Origin of the sequence: Pseudomonas sp. GD03944 (genome assembly GCF_029839275.1) — a bacterium.
Lineage (GTDB): Bacteria > Pseudomonadota > Gammaproteobacteria > Pseudomonadales > Pseudomonadaceae > Aquipseudomonas.
The window spans coordinates 228368-252027 of record NZ_JAOCAH010000007.1 but is presented as its reverse complement, the minus strand read 5'-3'; the positions used below and the strand labels follow the sequence as shown (position 1 = coordinate 252027).

The following is a 23660-nucleotide window of genomic DNA, read 5'->3' as shown; positions in this document are numbered from 1 at the left end:
AGAAAACGCCGGGCACTGCCGACTACGCTCAGGTGACGCGAGCCATCGAAAGGGCCATGACGATGCGCAGCGGGCACTGCACCCGGTCGCTGGCGGCTGGTAATCTTGCCGCACCCACCTGCCGAGCCAGAGCATGAGCCGCACCCAGGAAATCCGCCCGGATATCGATGACGGTATCGACCGCAAGGTCCTGGCCCAGCTGCGTGCGCGCTTCATGAAGGTCAACGACGGCCGCCTGGAGCGGGCCATGCAGGCGCTGTCGACGCGCCAGCAACTGGTGCTGAAACTTCTGCCGCTGCTGTTCCACGTCAATCACCCGCTGCTGCCCGGCTACGTGTCCGGGCTGACACCTGCCGGCCTGAGCGGCTTCGAGCCAGCCGACGACGTGCTGGCCGATGCCCAGCGCCTGACCCGCTCGTTCTCCTACAAGCCGCGCCGGGGCAACGTGCCGCAGCCGATCCACGGTCTGTTCCTGATGGGCAGCCTCGGCACGGTGGCCCAGGCCGAGCAGAGCGACATGGACCTGTGGGTGTGCCATGCGCCGGACCTGTCGCCCCAGGAAGTCGCCGAGCTGCGGAAGAAATGCGACCTGCTGGAAAGCTGGGCCGCGACCCAGGGCGCGGAAGCGCATTTCTTCCTGATCGACCCGGCGCGCTTCACCCTGGGCGATCGCGAGGCGCAACTGACCTCCGACGACTGCGGCACCACCCAGCATTACCTGCTGCTCGACGAGTTCTACCGCACGGCGATCTGGCTCGGCGGGCGCACGCCGATGTGGTGGCTGGTGCCGGTGTACGAGGAACAGCGCTACGACACCTACACCCGCACCCTGCTGAACAAACGCTTCATCCGCGCCGAGGAAGTGCTCGACCTCGGCCACCTGGCGCAGATCCCGCCCGGCGAATTCGTCGGCGCCGGCATGTGGCAGCTCTACAAGGGCATCGAATCGCCGTACAAGTCGGTGCTCAAGCTGCTGCTCACCGAGGTCTACGCCAGCGAGCACCCGGCGGTGGAATGCCTGTCGCTGCGCTTCAAGCAGGCGGTGTACGCCAACCAGCTCGACCTCGACGAGCTGGACCCGTACATCGTCGTCTACCGCCGCCTGGAGGAGTACCTCAAGGGCCGCGGTGAAACCGAGCGCCTGGAACTGATCCGCCGCTGCCTGTACCTCAAGGTCAACAAGAAGATCAGCCGCCCGCCTCGCGACCGCCGCAAGAGCTGGCAGCGCCTGTTGCTGGAGCGCCTGACCGGCGAATGGAACTGGACCCCGCGCCAGCTCAGCCTGCTCGACAGCCGCAGCCAGTGGAAGATGCGCCAGGTCAGCAGCGAGCGCCGCGCCCTGGTCAACGAGCTGACCTACAGCTACCGCTTCCTCTCGGCCTTCGCCCGCACCCAGCAGGCCGGCAGCTCGCTCAACAGCCGCGACCTCGGCGTGCTTGGCCGGCGCCTCTACGCCGCGTTCGAGCGCAAGGCCGGCAAGATCGAATTCATCAACCCCGGGATCGCTCCGGACCTGGGCGAAGACACCCTGACCCTGGTGCAGTGCCCCAGCCCCGAGGCGCCGAACGAAATCCAGTGGGCCCTGTTCAACGGCTCGCTGGGCGCCCAGGAATGGCCGGACTTCGCGCCGCTGAAAAGAGCCCGCGAGCTGATCGAACTGCTCGCCTGGTGCCACCGCAACGGGGTGATCGACAGCGGCACCCGCCTGTCCCTGCACCCGGGCACCAGCGACCTCACCGAGTTCGAGCTGTCGAACCTGATCGGCAGCCTGCAGCAGGTGGTGCCGCTGCCCCTGCCGGTGGTGGAGGAAAGCGCACTGCTACGCGCCAGCGTGGCCAACGAAGTGCTGTTGCTGGTCAACGTGGGCCTCGACCCGCTCAAGCAGCACAGCCAGATGAACGTGCACATGACCACCGAGCGCACCGACGCGCTGGGGTATTCCGGGGTACGTGAGAATCTGGTGCAGACCATCGACCAGGTCAGCCTCAACAGCTGGAACGAGCTGTCGGTCACCCGCTACGACGGGCCCCACGCCCTGCTCGACTGCCTGAGCGACTACCTCAACACCCTGCCGGCCAACGGGCACCGACCGAACCTGCGGGTGCGCTGTTTCTGCCGCAATCGTGCAGCGACCATCGCCGAACGGGTCGAAGAACTGTTCCGCGACACCCTCAGCCACTACGGCACGCCCGGCGAGCGCTACCTGCTGCAGATCAAGCAGCAGTACCACGTGCTCGAACTGACGCCCGGTCAGGTCAGCCATGCCTCGCTGAACGACCTGCCCGCCCTGCTCGAACACCTGAGCGAAGAGCAGCCCGGCTACAGCCCGCTGCGCCTGGACCGCTATGCCCTGGAGGGCGATGACCTGGCGCTGATCCTGCCCCAGGGCCGCCCGGCCTGCATCCAGGTGTTCTACCGGCACAACGAAACCAGCGGTGAAGCCGAGCTGACGGTGCTCGACGAGCACAACGCGGTGTGGCGCCAGCGCATGCCGTTCCGCGATGAACAGAGCCTGCTGACGCCGCTGCAGCGTTTCCTGCAGTCGCTGCTGTACCGGCGCAACGCCCTGCTGCCGCTGGACAACCCGCCGCCCTCGGCGCCCCTGGAAATCCTCTACTACCAGGTGCTGCCTTCCCCGCCGCTGCGCGCGCAGCGCCTGGAACTGCGCCCGGCGCCGCAATCGCCGGTCAGTCACCCGTTCTATGACGTGCAGGCGATCATCGAGCCGGCGGACGGCAAGCGGGTGCACGTCACCCTGTACTGCAACCACCGGGAATTTTCCGAACTGGAGTACGCCGGCGACCTGTTCGCCGCCGTGGCGCAGCACATCCTGGCCCAGCGGGCGGGCGGCGAGCGCTACCCCTGCTACATCACCGACCTGGACCTGTCCTCGGTGCTGGGCGAAGGCCACGCCCAGACCGTCCATTACCTGCGCTACAAGGCCCGCCTGGAAGACGCCCTGAACATCGCCCTGCAGAAGGCCTGAGGCGCGTCAGTCGCTCATGGGCGACTGCGGGTGCTGCAAGGCGTACAGGTAACTGCCGGTCAGGTTGTGGTTGGCGGCGACGCCGGCATAGCTGGCGGTGAAGGTGATCGCCAGCCCCAGGTGCTGGTAGAGCCAGTCGCCGGTGACAGCGGGCGGCACCTCGGGCACCACGTCGCTGTCGTTGACCACGCGGAAGGTCGGCACCTGCAAGCCGTTGTAATGCGCCGCGAATTCCGGCGAGGCCAGCCGCGGGCTGGCGAAGTTGTAATGCTGCAACGGCAGGTCCGGCCAGCGTTCACGCATGTCCAGCACCGCCAGGCTCGACAAGGTGCAGCCCAGGCTGTGCCCGCAGGCCCACAACGGGCCGCCAGGGTGCAGGCCATCGAGGGCCTGCAGCGCCATGTCGCGCAGCGAGGTGTAGAGCTTCAGGAAGCCGTCATGCACCAGGCCCAGGTCGTCCTGCCAGGGGTAGCTGCGCTGCTTGGCTTCCAGGTCGTCGAGCCAGTCCTGCACGGTGTCGGTGCCCCGGAACACCAGGTAGGCCTCGCCGTCCGGGCCGCGTGCGGCAAAGCCGAAGGGCTCCGACTCATTGAGGAAATGCAGTTCGCTGAGGATGCTCCAGATCGGCGCGGAGAACTGCCAGCCCGTCATCGACGGCGCCTGCCACTGGAAATCCTGGGGCCGCCGCGGCCGATCCTGGTGTTGCCACTGGTCGTACTGGTCGTAGGCGGCGCTGACCAACTGGGCACAGGTCAGCGCGCAGGGAAGGGAAAAACCCTCGGGCAGGTACAGGGGTAGACTGGACATGGGGCCTCCTTGCCGAATCGGCGTGCCGTGCACACCGAGGTTCCGTACGAAAAGTCGGGCCGCATCGAGCGTATGCAGCCGCGTTCCGCACAGAGCCTAGACCATGTCCTAACGGTTGTACTCGCCGGCGGCTTCCGGCTGGTACTCGACCGCCAGCAGCGTCAGCTTCAGCACCTTGCCCGACGGGGCGGACCAGTCGATGTGCTGGCCGACCGACAGCCCGAGCAGCGCGCTGCCCACCGGCGCCAGGATGCTCACCGTGCCTTCGCCGCCGGCGTCTTCCGGGTACACCAGGGTCAGGTGGTAATCCTTGCCGCTGCTTTCCTCGCGGCAGTGCACCCGCGAATTCATGGTCACCACGCCCGCCGGTACCTGATCATGGCCTACCACTTCCGCGCGATCGAGTTCAGCCTGCAAGGCCTCGGCACCCGGGCCGAAATCGTCGAGGCTGTCGAGCAGGCGCTCCAGACGCTGCAGGTCGAGGCGCGTGATGGTGATCGATGGTGTGCTGCTCATGGCGTCCGCGGGTCTCCTTGAAAGGGATTTCAGAAAAGCAAAACCCCGCTCCGAGAAGCGGGGTTTTGCGACAGTCAGACCCGACCGTACCACAGTCATCCAAATAAACAAGACCGCCCGATCAGTGCGCCTCCAGGCGCGCCTGGGCGCTCTGGCAGATGGCGCGTCGGCGCGGATTGTCCGCCGTGCCCCATTCGAGGATTTCCGACAGCGCCCGGCCGCAGCCCAGGCAGATGTCACGCTCGTCCAGGCAGCAGGCACGCCGACAGGGTGAGGCGACGGTCTCGCTGGGAGGGGTCTCAGAGTTCGTCGAATTCAAGGTCGGCGCCCGATTGCTCGAGGGTGATGCGGGCCAGCATCTCGCCGAGCAGTTCGTCGCTGCTGTCGCAGATCCAGCGGTCGCTGTCGGCGTCGTAGTCGAAATGGAACCCGCCGGAACGGGCGGCGACCCACAGCTGGCGGATCGGCTCCTGGCGGCTGAGGATCAGCTGCGTGCCGTTCTCGAAACGCACGGTCAGTACCCCGGCGGAGTTCTCCAGGTCGAGGTCGAGGTCGCTGTCATCGAAGATGTCTTCCACCGTTTGCTGAACGGCGTCGACAAGGTCGTGAAAGCGGGCTTCGGTCAAACTCATTGCGGGTGTCCTCGGGAAATTCAGGCTCAAAAAAACGGCTGACGCAGACTCAGGGAACCAGCTGGCGGCGGTATTCGCCGGGGCTCTGTCCGGTCCAGCGTCGAAACGCACGGGCCAGGGAACCGGGCTCGCTGAAGCCGACCAGGAAGGCGATTTCCGTCAATTCCAGGGCCGGGTCGCGCAGATAATGCAGCACCAGCTGCTGGCGTGTCTCGTCGACCAGTTGGTTGAAGGATAACCCGGCTTCACGCAAACGGCGCTGTAAGGTGCGCGGACTCAAGGCCAGGCGCTCGGCGATGAGGGGCAGGTCGGCGCCGTGTTCCGGCAGCTGCCGCGCCAGTTCCATGCGCGCCCGGTCGAGCACGCTCTGGCCCTGGCGGATCTCGCTGAGCAGGCGATCGGCATAGGCATCGAGCATCAGCCGCACCTGGGCGTCGGCCTGGCCCAGCGGGGTATTGAGCAGGCGCTTGGGAAACACCAGGGCGTTATCGGCCTGGCCGAACAGCACCGGGCAACGGAAGATCCGCTGGTGCTCGCGGGTGTCGGCAGGCGCCGGGTGCTGAAAGCGTACCTCGGTCGGCGGGATGTCCAGGCCGCTGATCCAGTGGCCGAACGTCACCCAGCCGGCCAGGGTCTCTTCGCTGACCTGGCGCTGCTGCTGCGGCAGCAGCGGCCGCCAGCTGTGCGCCACCAGGGGCTCGTGCCCTTCCCGCGGCGGCTCGTCCGCCAGGTCGACCTGGCCCAGGTTGCCCACCAGCGCGGCATAGCGGGCCTGGCGGTGCAGGGCGTCGGACAGCGTCGCGCAGCTCATGATCAGGTAACCCAGCACCCCGTAATAACCGGGCCGCACCGCCTCGCCCAAGTGCAGGCCGAGGTGCTCGTCACCGCTGAGTGTCACCGCCCGCCCGAGCAGCTCCAGGTAGGTGCTGGCGGCGATGCGCTGGTCGCGCTGGGCCAGCAGGTCCGGGCCGAGGTGGGCATGGCGCAGCAATTCAGCGGTGTCGATCTGCTGCCGCGCCAGGTACTCCAGCAGGCCTTGCAGGTACGCGACCGAAACCGAACTGGCCAGTGGCGCAGGGCTTTCCATCCAGACTCCTCACAGGGGTGACGACACCCCCCATTATTTCCACCCGCCGGGCGACGTCCACTCCGGTGCATGCCGCCAGGGGCCTGCCGATCCCGGCAAAGCCCCGCCGGACGGGAATCCTGGCGCATAGGCAAGGCGCCGGGTGGCCGGTATACTCGGGCGCAATCGTGCTTTTTTACAAGGATTTCCCCATGAAGCGGCTGTTTACTGCCCTGATCGCGCTCGTCGCCGTCACCTCCCTGCTGACGGGCTGCGGCCAGAAAGGTCCGTTGTTCCTGCCGGAAGACAGCGCCTCGGCGCCTGCGCAAGCCGACGAATAAGGACAGGTTATGAACGCCTTCAACTACCGCGACGGTGCGCTGTTCGCGGAAGGTGTGGCCTTGTCCGCCATCGCCCAACGCTTCGGCACGCCGACCTATGTCTATTCGCGTGCGCACATCGAAGCGCAGTACCGCGCCTATGCCGATGCCCTGGCCGGCATGCCGCACCTGGTCTGCTTTGCCGTCAAGGCCAACTCCAACATCGGCGTGCTCAACGTCCTGGCCCGCCTCGGCGCCGGCTTCGACATCGTCTCGCGCGGTGAACTGGAGCGCGCCCTGGCTGCCGGTGGCGAGCCGTCGCGCATCGTGTTCTCCGGGGTCGGCAAGACCCGCGACGACATGCGCCGCGCCCTGGAAGTCGGCGTGCACTGCTTCAACGTGGAATCCAACGACGAACTGGAGCGCCTGAACCAGGTGGCCGCCGAGCTCGGCGCACAGGCACCGGTGTCGCTGCGGGTCAACCCGGACGTGGACGCCGGCACCCACCCGTACATTTCCACGGGCCTCAAGGAAAACAAGTTCGGGATCGCCATCGCCGACGCCGAGGCAGTCTATGCCCGCGCGGCCGAGCTGGCGAACCTCGAAGTGATCGGTGTCGATTGCCACATCGGCTCGCAGCTGACCAGCCTGCCGCCGTTCCTCGATGCCCTGGAGCGCCTGCTGGTGCTGATCGACCGCCTGGCGGATCGCGGCATCCGCATCAAGCACCTGGACCTGGGTGGCGGCCTCGGCGTGCAGTACCGCGACGAGCAGCCGCCGCTGGCCGGTGATTACATCAAGGCTGTGCGCGAGCGCCTGGCCGGTCGCGACCTGGCCCTGGTGTTCGAGCCCGGCCGCTCGATCGTGGCCAACGCCGGGGTCCTGCTGACCCAGGTGGAATACCTCAAGCACACCGAGCACAAGGATTTCGCCATCGTCGACGCGGCGATGAACGACCTGATCCGTCCGGCGCTGTACCAGGCCTGGATGGACGTGGTGCCGGTACAGCCGCGTGATGGTGCCACCCGCCGCTACGACATCGTCGGCCCGATCTGCGAAACCGGTGATTTCCTGGCCAAGGACCGCGACCTGGCCCTGGCCGAGGGCGACCTGCTGGCCGTGCGCTCGGCCGGTGCCTACGGTTTCGTCATGAGCTCGAACTACAACACCCGTGGCCGCGCCGCCGAGGTTATCGTCGATGGCGAAAACGCCTTCGAAGTGCGCCGCCGCGAGACCATCAGCGAACTCTTTGCGGGCGAAAGCCGCCTGCCGGAGTGATGCCGATGTTATTGCGCTTTACCAAGATGCACGGCCTCGGCAACGACTTCATGGTCCTCGACCTGGTCAGCCAGCACGCGCACATCCAGCCCAAGAACGCCAAGCAGTGGGGCGACCGCCACACCGGCGTCGGCTTCGACCAGTTGCTGCTGGTCGAGCCGCCGAGCAACCCGGACGTCGACTTCCGCTACCGCATCTTCAACTCCGATGGCTCGGAAGTGGAGCAGTGCGGCAACGGCGCACGCTGCTTCGCCCGTTTCGTGCTGGACAAGCGCCTGACGGTGAAAAAGCAGATCCGCGTGGAAACCAAGGGCGGCATCATCGAGCTGGATGTGCGGGCCGACGGGCAGATCACCGTGAACATGGGCGCCCCGCGCCTCGATCCGGCGCAGATTCCGTTCCAGGCCGAACGCCAGGCCCTGAGCTACCAGGTCCAGGTCGAAGAGCAGTCGGTCGAGCTGGCGGCGGTGTCGATGGGCAACCCCCACGCGGTGCTGCGGGTCAACAGCGTCGACGACGCGCCGGTGCACAGCCTCGGGCCGAAACTCGAACACCACCCGCGCTTCCCGCAGCGGGTCAACGTCGGCTTCCTGCAGGTCATCGACCGCCAGCGCGCCAAGCTGCGCGTGTGGGAGCGTGGCGCCGGCGAAACCCAGGCCTGCGGCACCGGCGCCTGCGCCGCGGCCGTGGCGGCCATCAGCCAGGGCTGGATGGATTCACCGGTTCAACTGGAGCTGCCCGGCGGTAAACTGTCCATCGAGTGGGCAGGCCCAGGCCAGCCCGTTATGATGACCGGGCCCGCAGTGCGCGTGTACGAAGGACAGGTTCGCCTATGACCGATCAGCAGGATTCGCCAAAACCCCTCGACTCGGAGACGGTCGCAGCCTACCTGCGCCTGCACCCGGAGTTCTTCATCGACCATGACGAACTGATTCCGGAGCTGCGTATCCCGCACCAGCGCGGCGATACCGTGTCGCTGGTCGAGCGCCAGGTGAAACTGCTGCGCGAACGCAACATCGAGATGCGTCACCGCCTCGGCCAGTTGATGGACGTGGCCCGTGACAACGATCGCCTGTTCGACAAGACCCGCCGCCTGGTGCTGAGCCTGCTCGACGCCGGCAGCCTGGAAGAGGTGATCAGCTCGGTCGAAGACAGCCTGCGCACCGAGTTCCAGGTGCCGTTCGTCAGCCTGATCCTGTTCACCGACTCGCCGTTGCCGGTCGGTCGTTCGGTCAGCAGCGCCGAGGCCCACCAGGCCATCGGCGGCCTGCTGGCAGGCGGCAAGACCATCTGCGGCGTGCTGCGCAAGCATGAGTTGGCGTTCCTGTTCGGCGAAAGCGATGCGGAGCAGATCGGTTCGGCCGCCGTGGTCGGCCTCAGCCACCAGGGCCTGCACGGCGTACTGGCCATCGCCAGCGCCGACCCACAGCACTACAAGAGCTCACTGGGCACCCTGTTCCTCGGCTACATCGCCGAAGTCCTGGCCCGTGTGCTGCCGCGCTTCGCCACGCCGCTGCGCTCGGTCCGCTAGAACCGGTCACCCGGCAGATGAGCCCATCTGCCGCTGGCAGGCCGAACAGCCTGTACAGCGCCCCGCAGGGAGCCGCCATGCAAGCCCAATTGGATGCCTACCTCGACCACCTGCGCACCGAGCGCCAGGTGTCCTCGCACACCCTGGACGGCTACCGCCGCGACCTGGAAAGACTGCTGGCCTTCTGTGAGCACGAACAGCTCCAGGACTGGGCTAGCCTGGACACCCAGCGCCTGCGCCGCCTGGTGGCGCGCCTGCACATGGACGGCCAGTCCAGCCGCAGCCTGGCCCGCCTGCTCTCGGCCACCCGGGGGTTGTATCGCTACCTGGTGCGCGAAGGGCACTGCAAACATGACCCGGCCAATGGCCTGACCCCGCCCAAGGGCGAGCGACGCCTGCCCCGCACCCTAGATGCCGACCGCACCGCCCAGTTGCTGGACGGTGCCGTGGAAGACGATTTCATCGCCCGCCGCGACCAGGCCATGCTCGAACTCTTCTATTCCTCCGGCCTGCGCCTCTCGGAGCTGGTCGGCCTCGACCTCGACGGCCTCGACCTGGCCGCCGGGCTGGTGCGGGTCCAGGGCAAGGGCAACAAGACCCGTGAACTGCCCCTGGGCCGCCTGGCCCGCGAGGCGCTGGAGCAATGGCTGCCGCTGCGTGCACTGACCCGCCCCGCCGACGGCGCGGTGTTCGTCAGCCAGCAGGGGCGCCGTATCGGCCCCCGCGCGGTGCAGGTGCGGGTGCGCCAGGCCGGCGTTCGCGAACTGGGTCAGCATCTGCACCCGCACATGCTGCGCCACAGCTTCGCCAGCCACATGCTGGAGTCGTCCCAGGACCTGCGGGCGGTGCAGGAGCTGCTCGGCCACGCCGACATCGCCACCACGCAGATCTACACCCACCTGGACTTCCAGCACCTGGCGAACGTCTACGACAAGGCCCACCCTCGGGCTAAACGCAAGGACAGCGCGGAATGAGCATTCGACTGATCACCTTCGACCTCGACGACACCCTGTGGGACAACCGCCCGGTGATCCTGGGCGCAGAGGCCGCCATGCGCGACTGGATCGCCCGCCATGCCCCACGCCTAGCCAACCAACCAGTGGAACACCTGGGGCAGATTCGCAACCGCCTGCTGGAAGGCGAGCCCGGCCTCAGGCACCGCCTCAGCGAACTGCGTCGGCGCACCCTGCGCCATGCCCTGGAGGATGTCGGTTACGACGCCCAAGAGGCGTTGCAGATGGCCGAAGGCGCCTTCCATGCGATGCTCGAAGCCCGCCACGCCATCACCTTCTTTCCCGACACGGTCACCACCCTGGAGCAGCTCGCCAACCGCTACTTGCTGGGAGTGATCACCAATGGCAATGCCGATGTCCGGCGTCTGGGCCTGGCGGACTATTTCCAGTTCGCCCTGTGCGCCGAGGAACTGGGCGTCGGCAAGCCCGACCCCAGGCCCTTCCAGGAAGCCCTGAAACGCGCCGGCATCGGCGCGGAGCAAGCCGTGCACATCGGTGACCACCCCGGCGACGATATCGCCGGTGCGCAAGCCGCCGGGCTGCGTGCGGTGTGGTTCAACCCCCTGGGCAAGCCCTGGGAGACGGACAGTGCGCCGGATGGGGAAATCCGCTACCTGGCGGACCTGCCCGCCCTGCTCGAGCGCTGGCAGTAGCGGGTCGCGGCTAAAGCCCCTCCCACAAACAGCCCACCACCCCGCGGGAGGCGCTTCAGCGGCGACTGACCCGAAACCATCCACCCATCGCTCCCCCAGAAACGCAAAAGCCCGCCAGAAGGGCGGGCTTTTGCAGACGGCATTCAGAGCGCAATCAGATAGGACGGCTGCCGTACTTGCTGTCAGGCTTCTTGGGCGGATCGGAAACCACGTTGGGCTCGACTTCCTGCACCTTGCCGCCGCGCGCCAGGAACTCTTCCATGGCACGTGCCAGGGCATCACGTTCCTTCTGCTTGGCTTCGATGCTCGGCAGTTCGTCGACGTCGACCGCCTTGGCTTTGGCCTTGCCTTTGCCGGTGGCTACGACTTCGCCATCGCCTTCGTCGCCGCTGTCGCCGTCATCGGCTGCAGCCAGCTCCTCGCCGTCGTCCTCGTCTGCGCCTTCCAGCTCGTCTTGTTCCAGATCTTCGTCGCTCATGTTCAACCTCATGACTTGCGAAAGCAGGTTAGTTATAGCCCAGCTGTGAAAGGTTTCGTACACCGCTGGAAAAAATTCAGATGACCACGCCTGGTCGAGCTGCCGAACTGTCCCTTTCCGGCCTTGCCGGGCACGCGCGAACAGCCTGCCTGCATTCGAAGCGTTGCCCAACGGCGCGCATTCTAGCGCGGCGTCAGAAAAAGCAAAGGGCGCCATCAGGCGCCCTTGCTCGAAAACACCCGGAATCAGTTCTTGGTGAATTCCGGATAGGCTTCCATGCCGCATTCGGCAATGTCGACGCCCTTGTATTCGTCCTCTTCGGACACCCGCAGGCCGACCGCGACCTTGATCAGGCCCCAGACGATCAGGCTGGTGATGAAGACCCAGGCGAAGATGCAGGCGATACCCAGCAGCTGGGCACCGAGGCTGGCGTCCGGATTGGTCAGGCAGACCGCCAGGGTGCCCCAGATGCCCGCCGTGCCGTGCACCGAGATGGCGCCGACCGGGTCATCGATCTTGATCTTGTCCAGCGCGATGATCGAGAACACCACCAGCACACCGCCCACGCCACCGATCAGCGTGGCCTGCAGCGCGCTCGGGGTCAGCGGTTCGGCGGTGATCGACACCAGACCTGCCAGCGCACCGTTGATCGCCATGGTCAGGTCGACCTTGCCGAACAGGATGCGGGCCACGATCAACGCGGCGAGCAGACCACCGGCGGCGGCCATGTTGGTGTTGACGAACACCTGGGCCACGGCGTTGGCGTCTTCGATGGTGCTCATCTTCAACTGCGAGCCGCCGTTGAAACCGAACCAGCCCATCCACAGGATGAACATGCCCAGGGCCGCCAGCGGCAGGTTGGCACCCGGGATGGCATTGATCTGGCCGTTGGCGCCGTACTTGCCCTTGCGCGCACCGAGCAGCAGCACGCCAGCCAGGGCAGCGGTGGCACCGGCCATATGCACCACGCTGGAGCCGGCGAAGTCGAGGAAACCCGCTTCATTGAGGAAGCCCGAGCCCCATTTCCAGAAGCCCTGAACCGGGTAGATGAAACCGGTCATGACCACGGCGAAGGCCAGGAAGGCCCACAGCTTCATGCGCTCGGCCACGGCACCGGAGACGATCGACATGCAGGTCGCGGCAAACACGATCTGGAAGAAGAAGTCCGAACGCGCCGCGTAATACGGCGCATCGTCGCCACCGGCAAGCACGGATTCGACGCTGTTTTCGTCACCGATCAGGAAACCCAGGCTCGGCAGGATGCCGCCTTCCGGGCTGGAGTACATGATGTAGTAGCCGATCAGCAGGTACATCACGCAGGCCGTGGCGAACAGGGCCACGTTCTTGACGAGGATCTCGGTGGTGTTCTTGGCGCGCACCAGGCCCGCTTCGAGCATGGCGAAGCCGGCGGCCATCCACATGACCAGGGCGCCGCAGATCAGGAAATAGAAGGTATCGAAACCGTACTGCAATGCAGTCAATGCTGTGTTGTCCATGATTCACCTCGTGCCGCCGCGCTTTTTGCAGCGCGTTTCGGTTTAAGGCGCCCGGGGTTGGCGTCCGGGCGCACTCCGTGTGCTTACAGGTTGTAGCCACGCTCGTTGTGTTCGGAAAGGTCGAGGCCGACGGTCTCCGTTTCTTCGCTGACACGCAGGCCCATCACCACATCCAGCACCTTGAGGATCACGAAGGTGACGATACCGGTGTAGATGACGGTGAAGGCGACGCCCTTGAACTGGATCCATAGCTGCAGAGCGACGTTGGTCACTTCACCGAACCCGCCGAAGGCAGGGGCCGCGAAGATGCCGGTCAGCAGCGCGCCGACGATGCCGCCGACGCCATGCACGCCGAACACGTCCAGGGAGTCGTCGTAGCCCAGCTTGCGCTTGAGGCTGGTGGCGCAGAAGAAGCAGACCACGCCGGACGCCAGGCCGATGACCAGGGCGCCCACCGGGCCGACGGTGCCGGCAGCAGGGGTGATGGCGACCAGGCCGGCGACCACGCCGGAGGCGATGCCCAGGGCGCTCGGTTTGCCGTGGGTGGTCCACTCGGCGAACATCCAGCTCAGGGCGGCAGCCGCGGTGGCGATCTGGGTGACCAGCATGGCCATGCCGGCGGTCTCGTCAGCGGCGACAGCGGAACCGGCGTTGAAACCGAACCAGCCGACCCACAGCATGGCGGCGCCGATCAGGGTGTAGCCCAGGTTGTGCGGGGCCATGGCCGTGGTCGGATAGCCCTTGCGCTTGCCCAGGACGATACAGGCCACCAGGCCCGCGATACCGGCGTTGATGTGCACCACGGTGCCACCAGCGAAGTCCAGCACGCCCCAGTCCCACATCAGTGCGCCGTCACCGCCCCATACCATGTGGGCAATCGGCGCGTACACCAGGGTGAACCACACGACCATGAAGATCAGCATGGCGGAGAACTTCATGCGCTCGGCGAAGGCACCCACGATCAGGGCCGGGGTGATGATGGCGAAGGTCATCTGGAAGGTGATGAACACGCTTTCCGGGAACGCACCGATCAGCGCTTCCTTGGTCAGGTTGCCGAGGAACAGGTTGCCGAAGCCACCGACGAAGGAACTGAAGTTGGTGACGCCCGCTTCCATACCGGTGGTATCGAAAGCCAGGCTGTACCCATAGACGAACCAGATGATGCTCATGACGCCGGTGATGGCGAAGCACTGCATCATCACCGACAGGACGTTCTTCGAACGCACCATGCCGGCGTAGAACAGCGCCAGACCGGGAATGGTCATGAACAGCACCAGCGCAGTGGCTGTCAGCATCCATGCTGTGTCGCCGCTGTTCAATACAGCTTCGTCAGCCAGGGCCAGGCCTGGCGAAACGAGGGACAAAAGGGCTCCTAGCCCTGCGATTTTTCGCAGAGTCATGGTTTAACTCCTGGGGCGTGGGGTTCGGTGGCTTGGGTTAGATCGCGTCGGTATCGGTTTCGCCGGTACGGATGCGGATAGCCTGTTCGAGGTTGACGACGAAGATCTTGCCGTCGCCGATCTTGCCGGTGTTGGCCGCCTTGGTGATCGCCTCGATAACGCGATCCAGCTGGTCATCCGCAATCGCAACGTCGATCTTCACTTTCGGCAGGAAATCGACCACGTACTCCGCGCCGCGGTACAGCTCGGTGTGGCCCTTCTGGCGACCGAAGCCTTTGACTTCGGTGACAGTGATGCCCTGCACGCCGATCTCCGACAGGGACTCGCGTACGTCGTCCAGCTTGAACGGCTTGATGATGGCAGTGACTAGCTTCATGTAACTCTTCTCCCGTGTAAGGTGGACTTGCCCCAGGAATATCGAACCCGATTCAAGTCTAAGCGCAGTGTCTGGCTTTTGTAATGCATCGTTGCCCTGGCTCAACGGCACCGATACCGGCCAATCGCTTCGGCGACGCACTCCCCCGCTTCGCCTGTCGCACCGGAACTGCATCGGTGCATGCGTCACGAGGGCTCAAGCAGAAAGCTTGCCAACCAGTGAAAAACACCTTTTTTCAGGACGTTACCGGTGTTCAGCACCTCGAATGGCGACGTGGCGCAAGCGCCAACGCACGAAAACGGTGCAGCGCCCCATGAGGCGGCGCGCGAAAACCGTGCACCCGGCACACGCAAGGGCGGCCAAAGTGGGCGTGCTACACTGCCGCCGGTCTATTACCGGAACCCAGTCATGCTGCCGCCCAAAGCCTTTCTCGACGCCCTTGGCGCCCATGCCTCCCGCCTGTTCAGCAGCGATTCCCCGCTGCCGCGCGGTGAGGTCGAGGCCCAGTTCAAAGCCCTGCTGCAAAGCGCCTTCAGCAAACTCGACCTGGTCAGCCGGGAAGAATTCGACAGCCAGATGGTCGTCCTAGCCCGCACCCGTGCTCGCCTGGAAGCGCTGGAAGCCAAGGTCGCCGAACTGGAAGCCCGCAGCGCACCACCGAGCGAGTAACGCACCACCCTGTCGCAGGATGCGACAGCACACGATCAAAGGAGTGATCGATGTCCCTGGCCATAGTCCACAGCCGCGCGCAGGTCGGTATCGACGCGCCGGCTGTCACCGTTGAAGCCCACCTGGCCAACGGCCTGCCATCCCTGGCGCTGGTGGGTTTGCCCGAAGCCGCCGTGAAGGAAAGCAAGGACCGCGTGCGCAGCGCGATCCTCAACTGTGCGTTCGAGTTTCCCCAGCGACGTATCACCCTGAGCCTGGCTCCCGCCGACCTGCCCAAGGACGGTGGCCGCTTCGACCTGGCCATTGCCCTGGGCATCCTCGCCGCCAGCGGCCAGGTGCCGATCGCCGCCCTGGAGCCCATGGAGTGCCTGGGCGAACTGGCGCTGTCCGGCGCCATTCGCCCGGTGCGCGGCGTTCTGCCGGCGGCGCTGGCCGCTCGTGATGCCGGGCGCACCTTGGTGGTGCCCCTGGCCAATGCCGAGGAAGCCAGCCTGGCCTCTGGGCTGACGGTCATCGCCGTCGACCACCTGCTTGAAGTGGCGGCGCACCTCAATGGCCACACCGTGCTGGCGCCCTACCAGGCCCAGGGCCTGTTGCGTCAGGTGCAGCCCTACCCTGACCTGGCGGAAGTTCAGGGACAGGTGGCGGCCAAGCAGGCCCTGCTGGTGGCCGCCGCCGGCTCGCACAACCTGCTGTTCAGCGGCCCACCGGGCACCGGCAAGACCCTGCTGGCCAGCCGCCTTCCGGGCCTGCTGCCGGCACTGGACGAACAGGAAGCCCTGCAGGTTGCCGCCATCCAATCCGTGACCAGCCACGCACCGCTACAAGCCTGGCCGCAGAGACCCTTCAGAAATCCTCACCACAGCGCATCCGGCCCGGCACTGGTTGGGGGCGGCAGTCGCCCTCAACCCGGCGAAATCACCCTGGCCCATCACGGCGTGCTGTTCCTCGATGAACTGCCCGAGTTCGATCGCAAGGTGCTGGAGGTTCTTCGCGAGCCCTTGGAAAGCGGTCATATCGTGATCGCCCGGGCCCGCGACAAGGTGCGCTTCCCGGCGCGTTTCCAGCTGGTGGCGGCCATGAACCCCTGCCCCTGCGGGTTTCTGGGTGACCCCAGTGGCCGTTGCCGCTGCTCGACCGAACAGATCCAGCGCTACCGAGGCAAGCTCTCCGGCCCGTTGCTGGACCGCATCGACCTGCATGTCACCGTGGCCCGCGAAACCACCACCCTGAACGCCCCGCCCCTGGCCGGCGACGACACGGCTTCGGCCGCCGCCCGGGTCGCGGCGGCGCGGCGCATCCAGATGGCGCGTCAAGGCATGGCCAATGCGTTTCTCGACCTGCCGGGGCTGCGCGCCCACTGTAGGCTGGCCCCCAGCGACCAGCAGTGGCTGGAAAACGCCTGTGAGCGCCTGGCCTTGTCGCTGCGCTCGGCGCACCGGGTGCTGAAGGTCGCCCGCACCCTGGCCGACCTGCAGGCCCAGCCTGAGCTTGGCCGGCAGCACCTGGCCGAGGCCCTGCAATACCGCACGCAGCTCTGAAAGCCTCTCGTCATCGCACCAGGCCGCCGAGGCAAGAGGGAACCAAACGCAACAAAAACTATCGATATGACGCACAGAAAAGACCCGATCTATCAACAGTGGTACACTTGCGCGCCTACCGCCCTTGACGAACATCCGATAAACCAGAGTCCACACGCTCCTTCATGCTCCACGATATGGCCTAGTCTTATTGTGATCAGCACGAAGTGGAACGACTCAGACCAAGGAGAGCCAGCTCAATGGAGGCACCTCTGTCTTCCCGTTCAACCCTCAACCCACCCGTCTTCTTCGGCTCCACACTGTTGATCGCCGCCCTGGTGATCTACAGCACGGCCTTCAAGGACAATGCCCAGTCCGTGTTCGGCGCCACCCAGGCGTGGATTATCGGAAACGCCAGTTGGGTCTACGTCCTGGCCGTGGCCCTGATCCTGCTTTTCACCGTCTTTCTTGCCGTCAGCCGCTATGGCGACATCAAACTGGGCCCCGACCACAGCGAGCCCGAATACAACAACACCACCTGGTTCTCCATGCTGTTCTGCGCGGGCATGGGGATCGGGCTGATGTTCTTCGGCGTCGCCGAACCCGTCATGCATTTCATTGCCCCGCCCGTGGGCGATCCCCAGACGGTGACCGCCGCCCGGGAAGCGATGAAGCTGACCTTCTTCCACTGGGGCCTGCACGCGTGGTCGATCTATGCCATCGTGGCGCTGATCCTGGCGTACTTCAGCTACCGGCATAACCTGCCGCTGACCCTGCGCTCGGCGTTGTACCCCCTGATCGGGGACCGTATCTACGGCCCCATCGGCCATGCCGTGGATGTGTTCGCCGTGATCGGTACGGTACTCGGCGTCGCCACCTCGCTCGGCTACGGCGTGCTGCAGATCAACACGGGCCTCAACCACCTCTACGACGTGCCGACCACCACCACCGTGCAGATCGCTGTCCTGATCTTCACCATGCTGCTGGCGACGATTTCCGTCGTCGTCGGGCTGGACAAGGGGATTCGCCGCCTGTCCGAGCTGAACATGTTGCTGGCCGTGGGCCTGCTGCTGATGGTACTGGTACTGGGTCCGACGGTCTTCATCTTCCAGACCTTCGTGCAGAACACTGGCAGCTACCTCTCGGAAATCGTCAGCAAGACCTTCAACCTCTACGCGTATGAGCCGACCGACTGGATCGGTGGCTGGACCCTGTTCTACTGGGGTTGGTGGCTGTCCTGGTCGCCTTTCGTGGGGCTGTTCATCGCCCGCATCTCCCGGGGCCGCACCATTCGCGAATTCATCCGGGGCGTGCTGGTGGTCCCGGCCGGGTTCACGCTGCTGTGGATGACGGTGTTCGGCGACACGGCGATCCACATGATCCTCGTGGAGGGCGTCACCGAGCTGGCCGAGGCCGTGGACAAGGACAGCGCCCTGGCCCTGTTCGCCTTCCTCGAGCATTTCCCGTTCTCGATGATCCTGTCGCAGATCGCGATCCTGATGGTGGTGGTGTTCTTCGTCACCTCGGCGGATTCCGGCGCCATGGTGGTGGACATGCTCGCCTCCGGCGGCAAGGACCAGACACCGGTGTGGCAGCGGATCTACTGGACGTCGCTGATCGCCGTGGTCGCCATCTCGCTGCTGCTGGCCGACGGCTTGAAAGCCCTGCAGACCGCCACCATCGCCAGCGCCCTGCCCTTCGTGGTGGCGCTGATGGCGTCGATGTGGGGCCTGTTGCGTGCCCTGCAGCTGGATGCGGCCAAGCGCGGCCTGCGTCAGCAGGTGGCGCTCAGCTCCCGCGGCAGCAACACCCCGGGCGGCTGGCAGCGTCGTTTGCGCAGCATCGCCATGCTGCCGCGCCGCGCCCACGTCACGCGCTTCATCACCGACACGGTAATGCCCGCCTGCCAGCAGGTGGCCGAGGAACTGCGCAAGCAGGGCCGCGAGGCACGGGTCGAAAGCGGCGAGGACGGCCGCGTGATCCTCACCGTCAGCCACGGCGACGAAGCGGATTTCCACTACCAGGTGCGCCCGCGGGCGCTGATCCAGCCCAGCTTCGTGATGCGTGACACCCGTGACGACACCAGCGAGGAACGCAAGTACTTCCGCGCCGAGGTGCACCTTGATGAAGGCGGTCAGGACTACGACGTCATGGGGTGGAACCGCGAGGAAGTGATCGGTGACATCCTCGACCAGTACGAACGCCACATGCACTTCCTGCACATGACGCGCTGATCGCGTCGCCACTCGCGCCGCGTTGCACGGCGCCGTTCAATGGCCACCCGACATCCGTCGGGTGGCCATTTTTTCGTCTTACTGGAAGCGTCCGACTTCCTGACGCAGCTCATCAGCCAGTTGGTCCAGCTCACGGGCGGTCTGGGCCAGGTTGGCCACTACTTCGCGCTGCTCGCTGTTGGCCAGGGCGATACTCTGCAGGTTGCTGCTGAGCACCGTAGCGGTGCTGCTCTGCTCGCTGGTGGCTGTGGTGATGGCAGCGAACTGCTCACCGGCGGAGTTGGTCTGCTCGGCGATCTGCTCCAGCGCAGCGGCCACCTTGGCGTTGCGCTGCAGGCCGTCCTGCATCAGTGCCTTGCCCTGCTCCATGGTGCTGATGGCGCTGCTGGTCTCGCCCTGGATGCTGGCGATCATGGTGGAAATCTCGTTGGTGGCCTCACGGGTGCGGCCGGCCAGGCTGCGCACTTCGTCGGCGACCACGGCGAAACCACGACCCTGCTCACCGGCACGGGCGGCCTCGATGGCGGCGTTGAGCGCCAGCAGGTTGGTCTGGTCGGCGATCGAGGTGATCACGCTGACGATGCCACCGATCTCCTGGGAACGCTGGCCCAGGGTGTTGACTACATCGGCGGTGCCGTTGAGCGAGTCGGCGATCTGGCCGAGGGCGCTCGAGGCTTCCTCCATGGAGGTGCGGCCGATGCGGGTCTGCTGGGCGTTGTCGCTGGCCAGACGTTCGGTGTTGCGCATGTTGTCGGCGATGTTCAACGACGTGGCGCTGAACTCTTCCACGGCGCCGGCCATGCTGCTGATCTCGCCGGACTGCTGCTCGATGCCTTCGTAGGCGCCGCTGGCCAGGCCGGACAGCGCCTGGGCGCGGCTGCTGACGTTGTGCGCCGCGCTGCGAATGCGCGAGACCATGGTCGACAGCGCTTCACCCATCTGGTTGAAGTTGCGCGCCAGCTCGCCGATCTCGTCGTGGCTGGTCACGTTCAGGCGGGCACTCAGGTCGCCGGCGCCCAGCGCCTGTGCCTGTGCCACCAGGTCACCCAGTGGGCGCAGTTTGCGACGCAGCAACCAGATCACGGCGGCCACCGCCAGCAGCAGGGTCAGCAGGCTGCCGAGCGCCAGCTGGCTGCCCACTTGCCAGGTCACCGCCTGGATTTCCGTGCGCGGCATGCTTGCCACCACCTGCCACGGGCCGCCGCTGAACGGCATGGCCACGCTGAAGAACTCGTCGACACCGTCGCTCCAGAAGGCGCCGTGGCCCGGCTCATCGAGCACCTTGGCCAGCTTGCCGCCGATCTGCTCCGGCTGACGAGCACCGGCTGGCGGCACCAGCCACTTGCCCTGGTCGTCGAGCAGGGCGAGGGAGCCGGTTTCACCGATGCGGAAGCGTTTCAGGTTGTCGAACTGGGTGTTCTGCGCGTCGGTGTAGTCGAAGCCGACGAACAGCACCGCGAACACACGGCCGCTGGAATCGCGCACCGGCGTGTACTGGGTCATGTAGAAGCGCTCGAACAGGAACGCACGGCCCACGTAGCTTTCGCCGCTGATCACCCGCGGGTAGGCCGGGCCGTTGCGGTCCAGCACGGTACCGATGGCACGGGAGCCGTCGGGCTTCTCCACCGAGGTGCTGATACGAACGAAATCGTCGCCGTCACGCACGAAGATGGTCGCCACACCAGCGGTCAGGCGCTTGAATTCGTCCACTTCGGCGAAGTCATTGTTCAGCGCCGCGGAACCCAGGGACAGCACCGGCGCCTGCACGCCTGCCACCGAGACCCGCTCGCTGCTGACGTTCAGGCCGCTGCTGAAGCGGCGCTCGAACAGACCGGCCAGGCGCTGGGTGCTGTCGCGCAGGCTGCTGTGGAAGGTGCTCAGCTGGTCGGCGAGCAGGCGGGCTTCACTGCCCAGGTGCTCCTGGCGGGTCACCAGGTTGGCCTGGTTCAGCGAGCGCAGGGCGAACAGCGTGCTGACGCTGATCAGCACGACCAGCACCAGGGCAAGGGCGGTCGCCAGTTGCCAGGCAATACGGGAACGGGGGGTTGTCATTCCTCTCTCCGGGGGGCACGAAATGGCAGATACAAGGCCGAAAAAGTCCAGATTGGCCTTACCAATCTGTCGGCGGCCGGGGAGAATACTTGAGCAACTCGCTAGGTCAATGGCTTGCGTGTCAAAGTGATATCATTTCGTCGGTTTTTTGTAACTTTGTTACATTTTCGCCCCGAAACAGCGCCACATCCGGCGTTTTCATCGCCGCCACCTCCGCCATCAGAAAATCCCGCAGGCGCCGCACCCGCTCCTGGCCACGGCGGCCCTTGGGCCACACCAGGTAGTAGCTGGAGCCGCTGAGCACGGCGGTCGGCCAGGGCAATCCGAGCCGCCCCTGGGCTACGTCTTCGGCCACCATCACCAGGTCGCCGATGGACACCCCGTAACCCCGCGCCGCCGCGACGATGCCCAGCTCCAGGGTATCGAACACCTGGCCGCCCTTGAGCGGCACCTGCTCCATCAGCCCCATGGCTTGCAACCAGCGCCGCCAGTCGCGGCGATCCGGGGTCGGGTGCAGCAGCTCGGCGCCCTGCAACCGCGCCAGGTCCCAGGCCCCATCGCGGGCCGCCTCCGGGGCGCAGACCGGGATCAGCCATTCATCGAAGAGCTTCTCGCTGTCCCAGCTGTCGCCGAAGCCCCCCTCGCTCAGCAGCACCGCGCAATCGAACGGCTCGCGCTGGAAATCCACTACGTCCACGTCCATCCAGGCACTGGTCAGCTGCACCTCGACGTCGCTGTTCTGCAGGCGAAAGCGCGACAGGCGCGCCAACAGCCAGCGCATGGTCAGGGTCGACGGTGCCTTCAGGCGCAGCGTGGTGTCGTCGGCGCGCAGCGTGGTGCAGGCGCGCTCCAGGGAGTCGAAGCCCTCACGCAGCCCCGGCAACAGCAGGCGGGCGGACTCGCTCAACTGCAAGGTGCGACCGCGGCGCTCGAACAGGCGACAGCCGAAGTGCTCCTCCAGGGTGCGCACGTGGCGACTCACCGCGCTCTGGGTGATCGCCAGCTCCTCGGCGGCGCGGGTAAAGGAGGCATGCCGCGCCGCCGCTTCGAAGGCGCGCAGGGCATACAGGGGCGGCAGGTGGCGGTTCACAGGCTCAATCCATGAGTTTTAATCATGCAAGACATCGCTATTTTCCTTTTGTGCAGGGCCGATCCAAACCAGAGAATAGCGGCAGTTTCTCATCCCCCGACTGTCCGGGGATGCTTATCCTGCCGAAGTTTGACTCATCATGAAGAATTCCCCTGGTCGTGAGTTGGGCGCGCTGCTGCGCCTGGCGGGCCCGCTGGTCTCCGCGCAACTGGCGCATGCGCTGATGATTTTCACCGACACGCTGATGATGGCCATGCTCGGCCCTGGTCAACTGGCCGGGGGTGCGCTGGGCGCGACCTGCTATTTCATCTTCTCGATCTTCTGCACCGGGGTGATCGCCGCCGTGGGCAGCCTGGTTGCGATCCGCCATGGCGCCGGCGACCCCGCCGGCGTCTCGCGCCTGATCCGCAACGGCCTGTGGCTGGCCCTGCTGCTGGGTATCGCCAGCGCCCTATGCCTCAATGCCCTCGGCCCCCTGTTGCCACACCTGGGCCAGGACCCGGCTGCTGCCAGCCAGGCCATGGATTTTCTCCGCCCGCTGTCGCTGGCCCTGCCCGGCTACCTGTGTTTCATGGCGCTGCGCGGTTTCACCAGCGCCATCGGCCACCCCGGCCCGGTGATGGCGATCAGCATCGTCGGCACCATCGCCAACTTCGTCATCAATTACGCGCTGATCAAGGGCTGGTTCGGCCTGCCGAGCCTGGGCCTGGGAGGCATCGGCATGACCACCGCGCTGGTCAGCACCGGCATGGCCCTGGCATTGGCGCTGTATATCCTGCTCGCGCCCACCTACCGCCCCTACGCCCCGCGCGCCGGCCTGGGCCGGCCGCAACGCGCGGAGATGGGCGCGCTGCTGCGCCTGGGCCTGCCCATCGGTGGCACCTACGCAGCTGAACAGGGCCTGTTCACCTTCGCCACCCTGTGCATGGGTGCGCTGGGCAGCGTGCAATTGGCGGCCCACCAGATCGCCATGCAGACCGTGGCCCTGGCCTTCATCGTGCCGCAGGGGTTGTCCTACGCGGTGACCTTCCGTGTCGGCCTGCATTACGGCGCTGAACGCCTGCACCTGTCGCGCCTGAGCGCGCAACTGGGCATGGCCCTGGGGGCGGCGCTGATGCTGTTGTTCGCCCTGCTGTTCTGGCTGCTGCCGGAATGGATCATCGGCCTGTTCCTCGACCGCCATGACCCGGCCTTCGCCGAGATCGTCACCCTGGCCGTGAGCCTGCTGGCGATCGCCGCCTGGTTCGAGTTGTTCGACGGCCTGCAAAGCATCGCCATGGGCGCGATCCGCGGGCTCAACGATGGCAGGACCACCTTGGTGATCGGCCTGGCGGGCTACTGGTGTGTCGGCGCGCCGCTGGCCTGGCTGTTCGCCTTCCCGCTGGGCTGGGGCGCGCACGGCGTCTGGTGGGGGCTGGCGGCAGGCCTGGCCGTGACCGCGACCGGCCTGGTGCTGGGCTTCGAATGGAAGATCTCGCGCCTGCTGCCGGCCAAGTTGCCGGCGGAGCAGACCCGCCTGTCGTCTGCCGGCTAGGCAGCAGAA

The 23660-nt window shown here is 66.1% G+C and carries 22 protein-coding genes; 11 read left to right on the top strand and 11 right to left on the bottom strand.

The window, feature by feature from the left end:
• Positions 1–133: 133 nt before the first annotated feature.
• Positions 134–2986, top strand: a complete 2853-nt coding sequence (locus N5C28_RS13590) for a class I adenylate cyclase (RefSeq protein ID WP_279823020.1) — start codon at positions 134–136, stop codon at positions 2984–2986.
• 6 nt (positions 2987–2992) lie between these two features.
• Here the strand turns inward: N5C28_RS13590 and N5C28_RS13585 are convergent, their stop codons facing one another.
• From N5C28_RS13585 to N5C28_RS13565, 5 genes are all read right to left on the bottom strand, one after another.
• The gene (locus N5C28_RS13585) at positions 2993–3793 is read right to left on the bottom strand and encodes a lipase family protein (RefSeq protein WP_279823019.1); all 801 of its coding nucleotides are present in this window, start codon (positions 3791–3793) and stop codon (positions 2993–2995) included.
• A gap of 108 nt (positions 3794–3901) precedes the next feature.
• The gene (rnk, locus tag N5C28_RS13580; protein ID WP_279823017.1) at positions 3902–4309 is read right to left on the bottom strand and encodes a nucleoside diphosphate kinase regulator; all 408 of its coding nucleotides are present in this window, start codon (positions 4307–4309) and stop codon (positions 3902–3904) included.
• A gap of 121 nt (positions 4310–4430) precedes the next feature.
• A complete protein-coding gene (locus tag N5C28_RS13575) occupies positions 4431–4628 on the bottom strand; it encodes a DUF1289 domain-containing protein (RefSeq protein ID WP_279823015.1) in 198 nt (65 codons plus the stop codon).
• A complete protein-coding gene (gene cyaY / locus N5C28_RS13570) occupies positions 4609–4941 on the bottom strand; it encodes an iron donor protein CyaY (protein ID WP_279823012.1) in 333 nt (110 codons plus the stop codon). The genes N5C28_RS13575 and cyaY overlap by 20 nt, the downstream gene beginning before the upstream one ends.
• A 49-nt stretch (positions 4942–4990) precedes the next feature.
• On the bottom strand, positions 4991–6028 hold the full coding sequence (locus tag N5C28_RS13565) for an AraC family transcriptional regulator (protein WP_279823010.1): 1038 nt from the start codon (positions 6026–6028) through the stop codon (positions 4991–4993).
• Between the two features lie 191 nt (positions 6029–6219).
• Here N5C28_RS13565 and N5C28_RS13560 point away from each other — a divergent pair, with 191 nt between their 5' ends.
• The 6 genes from N5C28_RS13560 to N5C28_RS13535 all read left to right on the top strand — a co-directional run bounded on the left by N5C28_RS13560 (position 6220) and on the right by N5C28_RS13535 (position 10802).
• Positions 6220–6348 (top strand): lipoprotein, encoded by a 129-nt coding sequence (locus tag N5C28_RS13560; protein WP_279823008.1) that lies wholly within the window; start codon positions 6220–6222, stop codon positions 6346–6348.
• Positions 6349–6357: 9 nt separating this feature from the next.
• Positions 6358–7605 (top strand): diaminopimelate decarboxylase, encoded by a 1248-nt coding sequence (gene lysA / locus N5C28_RS13555; protein WP_279823006.1) that lies wholly within the window; start codon positions 6358–6360, stop codon positions 7603–7605.
• Between the two features lie 5 nt (positions 7606–7610).
• On the top strand, positions 7611–8441 hold the full coding sequence (dapF, locus tag N5C28_RS13550) for a diaminopimelate epimerase (protein ID WP_279823004.1): 831 nt from the start codon (positions 7611–7613) through the stop codon (positions 8439–8441).
• Positions 8438–9136, top strand: coding sequence for a DUF484 family protein (locus N5C28_RS13545; RefSeq protein WP_279823003.1), 699 nt, complete (start codon positions 8438–8440; stop codon positions 9134–9136). Before dapF ends, N5C28_RS13545 begins: the two co-directional genes overlap by 4 nt.
• Positions 9137–9213: 77 nt before the next feature.
• Entirely contained in the window at positions 9214–10110 is an 897-nt protein-coding gene (gene xerC / locus N5C28_RS13540; RefSeq protein WP_279823002.1) for a tyrosine recombinase XerC, read from the top strand.
• On the top strand, positions 10107–10802 hold the full coding sequence (locus tag N5C28_RS13535) for an HAD family hydrolase (RefSeq protein ID WP_279823000.1): 696 nt from the start codon (positions 10107–10109) through the stop codon (positions 10800–10802). Before xerC ends, N5C28_RS13535 begins: the two co-directional genes overlap by 4 nt.
• A 154-nt stretch (positions 10803–10956) precedes the next feature.
• Here the strand turns inward: N5C28_RS13535 and sutA are convergent, their stop codons facing one another.
• From sutA to glnK, 4 genes are all read right to left on the bottom strand, one after another.
• Positions 10957–11280 (bottom strand): transcriptional regulator SutA, encoded by a 324-nt coding sequence (gene sutA / locus N5C28_RS13530; protein ID WP_279822998.1) that lies wholly within the window; start codon positions 11278–11280, stop codon positions 10957–10959.
• Positions 11281–11525: 245 nt separating this feature from the next.
• Positions 11526–12776: an ammonium transporter gene (locus N5C28_RS13525; protein ID WP_279822997.1), complete on the bottom strand. Its 1251-nt coding sequence runs from the start codon at positions 12774–12776 to the stop codon at positions 11526–11528.
• Positions 12777–12859: 83 nt separating this feature from the next.
• Positions 12860–14176: an ammonium transporter gene (locus N5C28_RS13520; RefSeq protein ID WP_279822994.1), complete on the bottom strand. Its 1317-nt coding sequence runs from the start codon at positions 14174–14176 to the stop codon at positions 12860–12862.
• A gap of 37 nt (positions 14177–14213) precedes the next feature.
• A complete protein-coding gene (glnK, locus tag N5C28_RS13515; protein ID WP_003096476.1) occupies positions 14214–14552 on the bottom strand; it encodes a P-II family nitrogen regulator in 339 nt (112 codons plus the stop codon).
• Between the two features lie 408 nt (positions 14553–14960).
• Between glnK and N5C28_RS13510 the strand changes: the two genes are divergently transcribed.
• From N5C28_RS13510 to betT, 3 genes are all read left to right on the top strand, one after another.
• A complete protein-coding gene (locus N5C28_RS13510) occupies positions 14961–15221 on the top strand; it encodes an accessory factor UbiK family protein (RefSeq protein ID WP_279822991.1) in 261 nt (86 codons plus the stop codon).
• A 50-nt stretch (positions 15222–15271) separates the two neighbouring features.
• The gene (locus N5C28_RS13505; RefSeq protein WP_279822989.1) at positions 15272–16762 is read left to right on the top strand and encodes a YifB family Mg chelatase-like AAA ATPase; all 1491 of its coding nucleotides are present in this window, start codon (positions 15272–15274) and stop codon (positions 16760–16762) included.
• A gap of 239 nt (positions 16763–17001) precedes the next feature.
• Positions 17002–18975: a choline BCCT transporter BetT gene (betT, locus tag N5C28_RS13500; RefSeq protein WP_279822986.1), complete on the top strand. Its 1974-nt coding sequence runs from the start codon at positions 17002–17004 to the stop codon at positions 18973–18975.
• A gap of 78 nt (positions 18976–19053) precedes the next feature.
• Here betT and N5C28_RS13495 read toward each other — a convergent pair whose 3' ends face one another.
• Both N5C28_RS13495 and N5C28_RS13490 read right to left on the bottom strand, forming a co-directional pair.
• Positions 19054–21027, bottom strand: a complete 1974-nt coding sequence (locus tag N5C28_RS13495) for a methyl-accepting chemotaxis protein (RefSeq protein ID WP_279822984.1) — start codon at positions 21025–21027, stop codon at positions 19054–19056.
• Between the two features lie 121 nt (positions 21028–21148).
• Positions 21149–22117 carry a LysR substrate-binding domain-containing protein gene (locus N5C28_RS13490; RefSeq protein ID WP_279822981.1) on the bottom strand — a complete coding sequence of 323 codons (969 nt, stop codon included), beginning with the start codon at positions 22115–22117 and terminating at the stop codon, positions 21149–21151.
• A gap of 139 nt (positions 22118–22256) precedes the next feature.
• On the opposite strand from N5C28_RS13490, the gene N5C28_RS13485 reads away from it, so the two are divergent.
• Positions 22257–23651 carry a NorM family multidrug efflux MATE transporter gene (locus N5C28_RS13485; RefSeq protein ID WP_279822978.1) on the top strand — a complete coding sequence of 465 codons (1395 nt, stop codon included), beginning with the start codon at positions 22257–22259 and terminating at the stop codon, positions 23649–23651.
• Positions 23652–23660: the final 9 nt, after the last annotated feature.

What these genes read in the sequence shown, in the direction of transcription:
- N5C28_RS13565 (WP_279823010.1), bottom strand. Translation starts at nt 6,028, where the DNA reads ATGGAAAGCCCTGCGCCACTGGCCAGTTCGGTTTCGGTCGCGTACCTG.
- N5C28_RS13525 (WP_279822997.1), bottom strand. Translation starts at nt 12,776, where the DNA reads ATGGACAACACAGCATTGACTGCATTGCAGTACGGTTTCGATACCTTC.
- betT (WP_279822986.1), top strand. Translation starts at nt 17,002, where the DNA reads ATGGAGGCACCTCTGTCTTCCCGTTCAACCCTCAACCCACCCGTCTTC.
- N5C28_RS13505 (WP_279822989.1), top strand. Translation starts at nt 15,272, where the DNA reads ATGTCCCTGGCCATAGTCCACAGCCGCGCGCAGGTCGGTATCGACGCG.
- N5C28_RS13545 (WP_279823003.1), top strand. Translation starts at nt 8,438, where the DNA reads ATGACCGATCAGCAGGATTCGCCAAAACCCCTCGACTCGGAGACGGTC.
- rnk (WP_279823017.1), bottom strand. Translation starts at nt 4,309, where the DNA reads ATGAGCAGCACACCATCGATCACCATCACGCGCCTCGACCTGCAGCGT.
- xerC (WP_279823002.1), top strand. Translation starts at nt 9,214, where the DNA reads ATGCAAGCCCAATTGGATGCCTACCTCGACCACCTGCGCACCGAGCGC.
- dapF (WP_279823004.1), top strand. Translation starts at nt 7,611, where the DNA reads ATGTTATTGCGCTTTACCAAGATGCACGGCCTCGGCAACGACTTCATG.
- glnK (WP_003096476.1), bottom strand. Translation starts at nt 14,552, where the DNA reads ATGAAGCTAGTCACTGCCATCATCAAGCCGTTCAAGCTGGACGACGTA.
- sutA (WP_279822998.1), bottom strand. Translation starts at nt 11,280, where the DNA reads ATGAGCGACGAAGATCTGGAACAAGACGAGCTGGAAGGCGCAGACGAG.
- N5C28_RS13590 (WP_279823020.1), top strand. Translation starts at nt 134, where the DNA reads ATGAGCCGCACCCAGGAAATCCGCCCGGATATCGATGACGGTATCGAC.
- N5C28_RS13560 (WP_279823008.1), top strand. Translation starts at nt 6,220, where the DNA reads ATGAAGCGGCTGTTTACTGCCCTGATCGCGCTCGTCGCCGTCACCTCC.
- N5C28_RS13585 (WP_279823019.1), bottom strand. Translation starts at nt 3,793, where the DNA reads ATGTCCAGTCTACCCCTGTACCTGCCCGAGGGTTTTTCCCTTCCCTGC.
- lysA (WP_279823006.1), top strand. Translation starts at nt 6,358, where the DNA reads ATGAACGCCTTCAACTACCGCGACGGTGCGCTGTTCGCGGAAGGTGTG.
- N5C28_RS13485 (WP_279822978.1), top strand. Translation starts at nt 22,257, where the DNA reads ATGAAGAATTCCCCTGGTCGTGAGTTGGGCGCGCTGCTGCGCCTGGCG.
- N5C28_RS13495 (WP_279822984.1), bottom strand. Translation starts at nt 21,027, where the DNA reads ATGACAACCCCCCGTTCCCGTATTGCCTGGCAACTGGCGACCGCCCTT.
- cyaY (WP_279823012.1), bottom strand. Translation starts at nt 4,941, where the DNA reads ATGAGTTTGACCGAAGCCCGCTTTCACGACCTTGTCGACGCCGTTCAG.
- N5C28_RS13520 (WP_279822994.1), bottom strand. Translation starts at nt 14,176, where the DNA reads ATGACTCTGCGAAAAATCGCAGGGCTAGGAGCCCTTTTGTCCCTCGTT.
- N5C28_RS13510 (WP_279822991.1), top strand. Translation starts at nt 14,961, where the DNA reads ATGCTGCCGCCCAAAGCCTTTCTCGACGCCCTTGGCGCCCATGCCTCC.
- N5C28_RS13535 (WP_279823000.1), top strand. Translation starts at nt 10,107, where the DNA reads ATGAGCATTCGACTGATCACCTTCGACCTCGACGACACCCTGTGGGAC.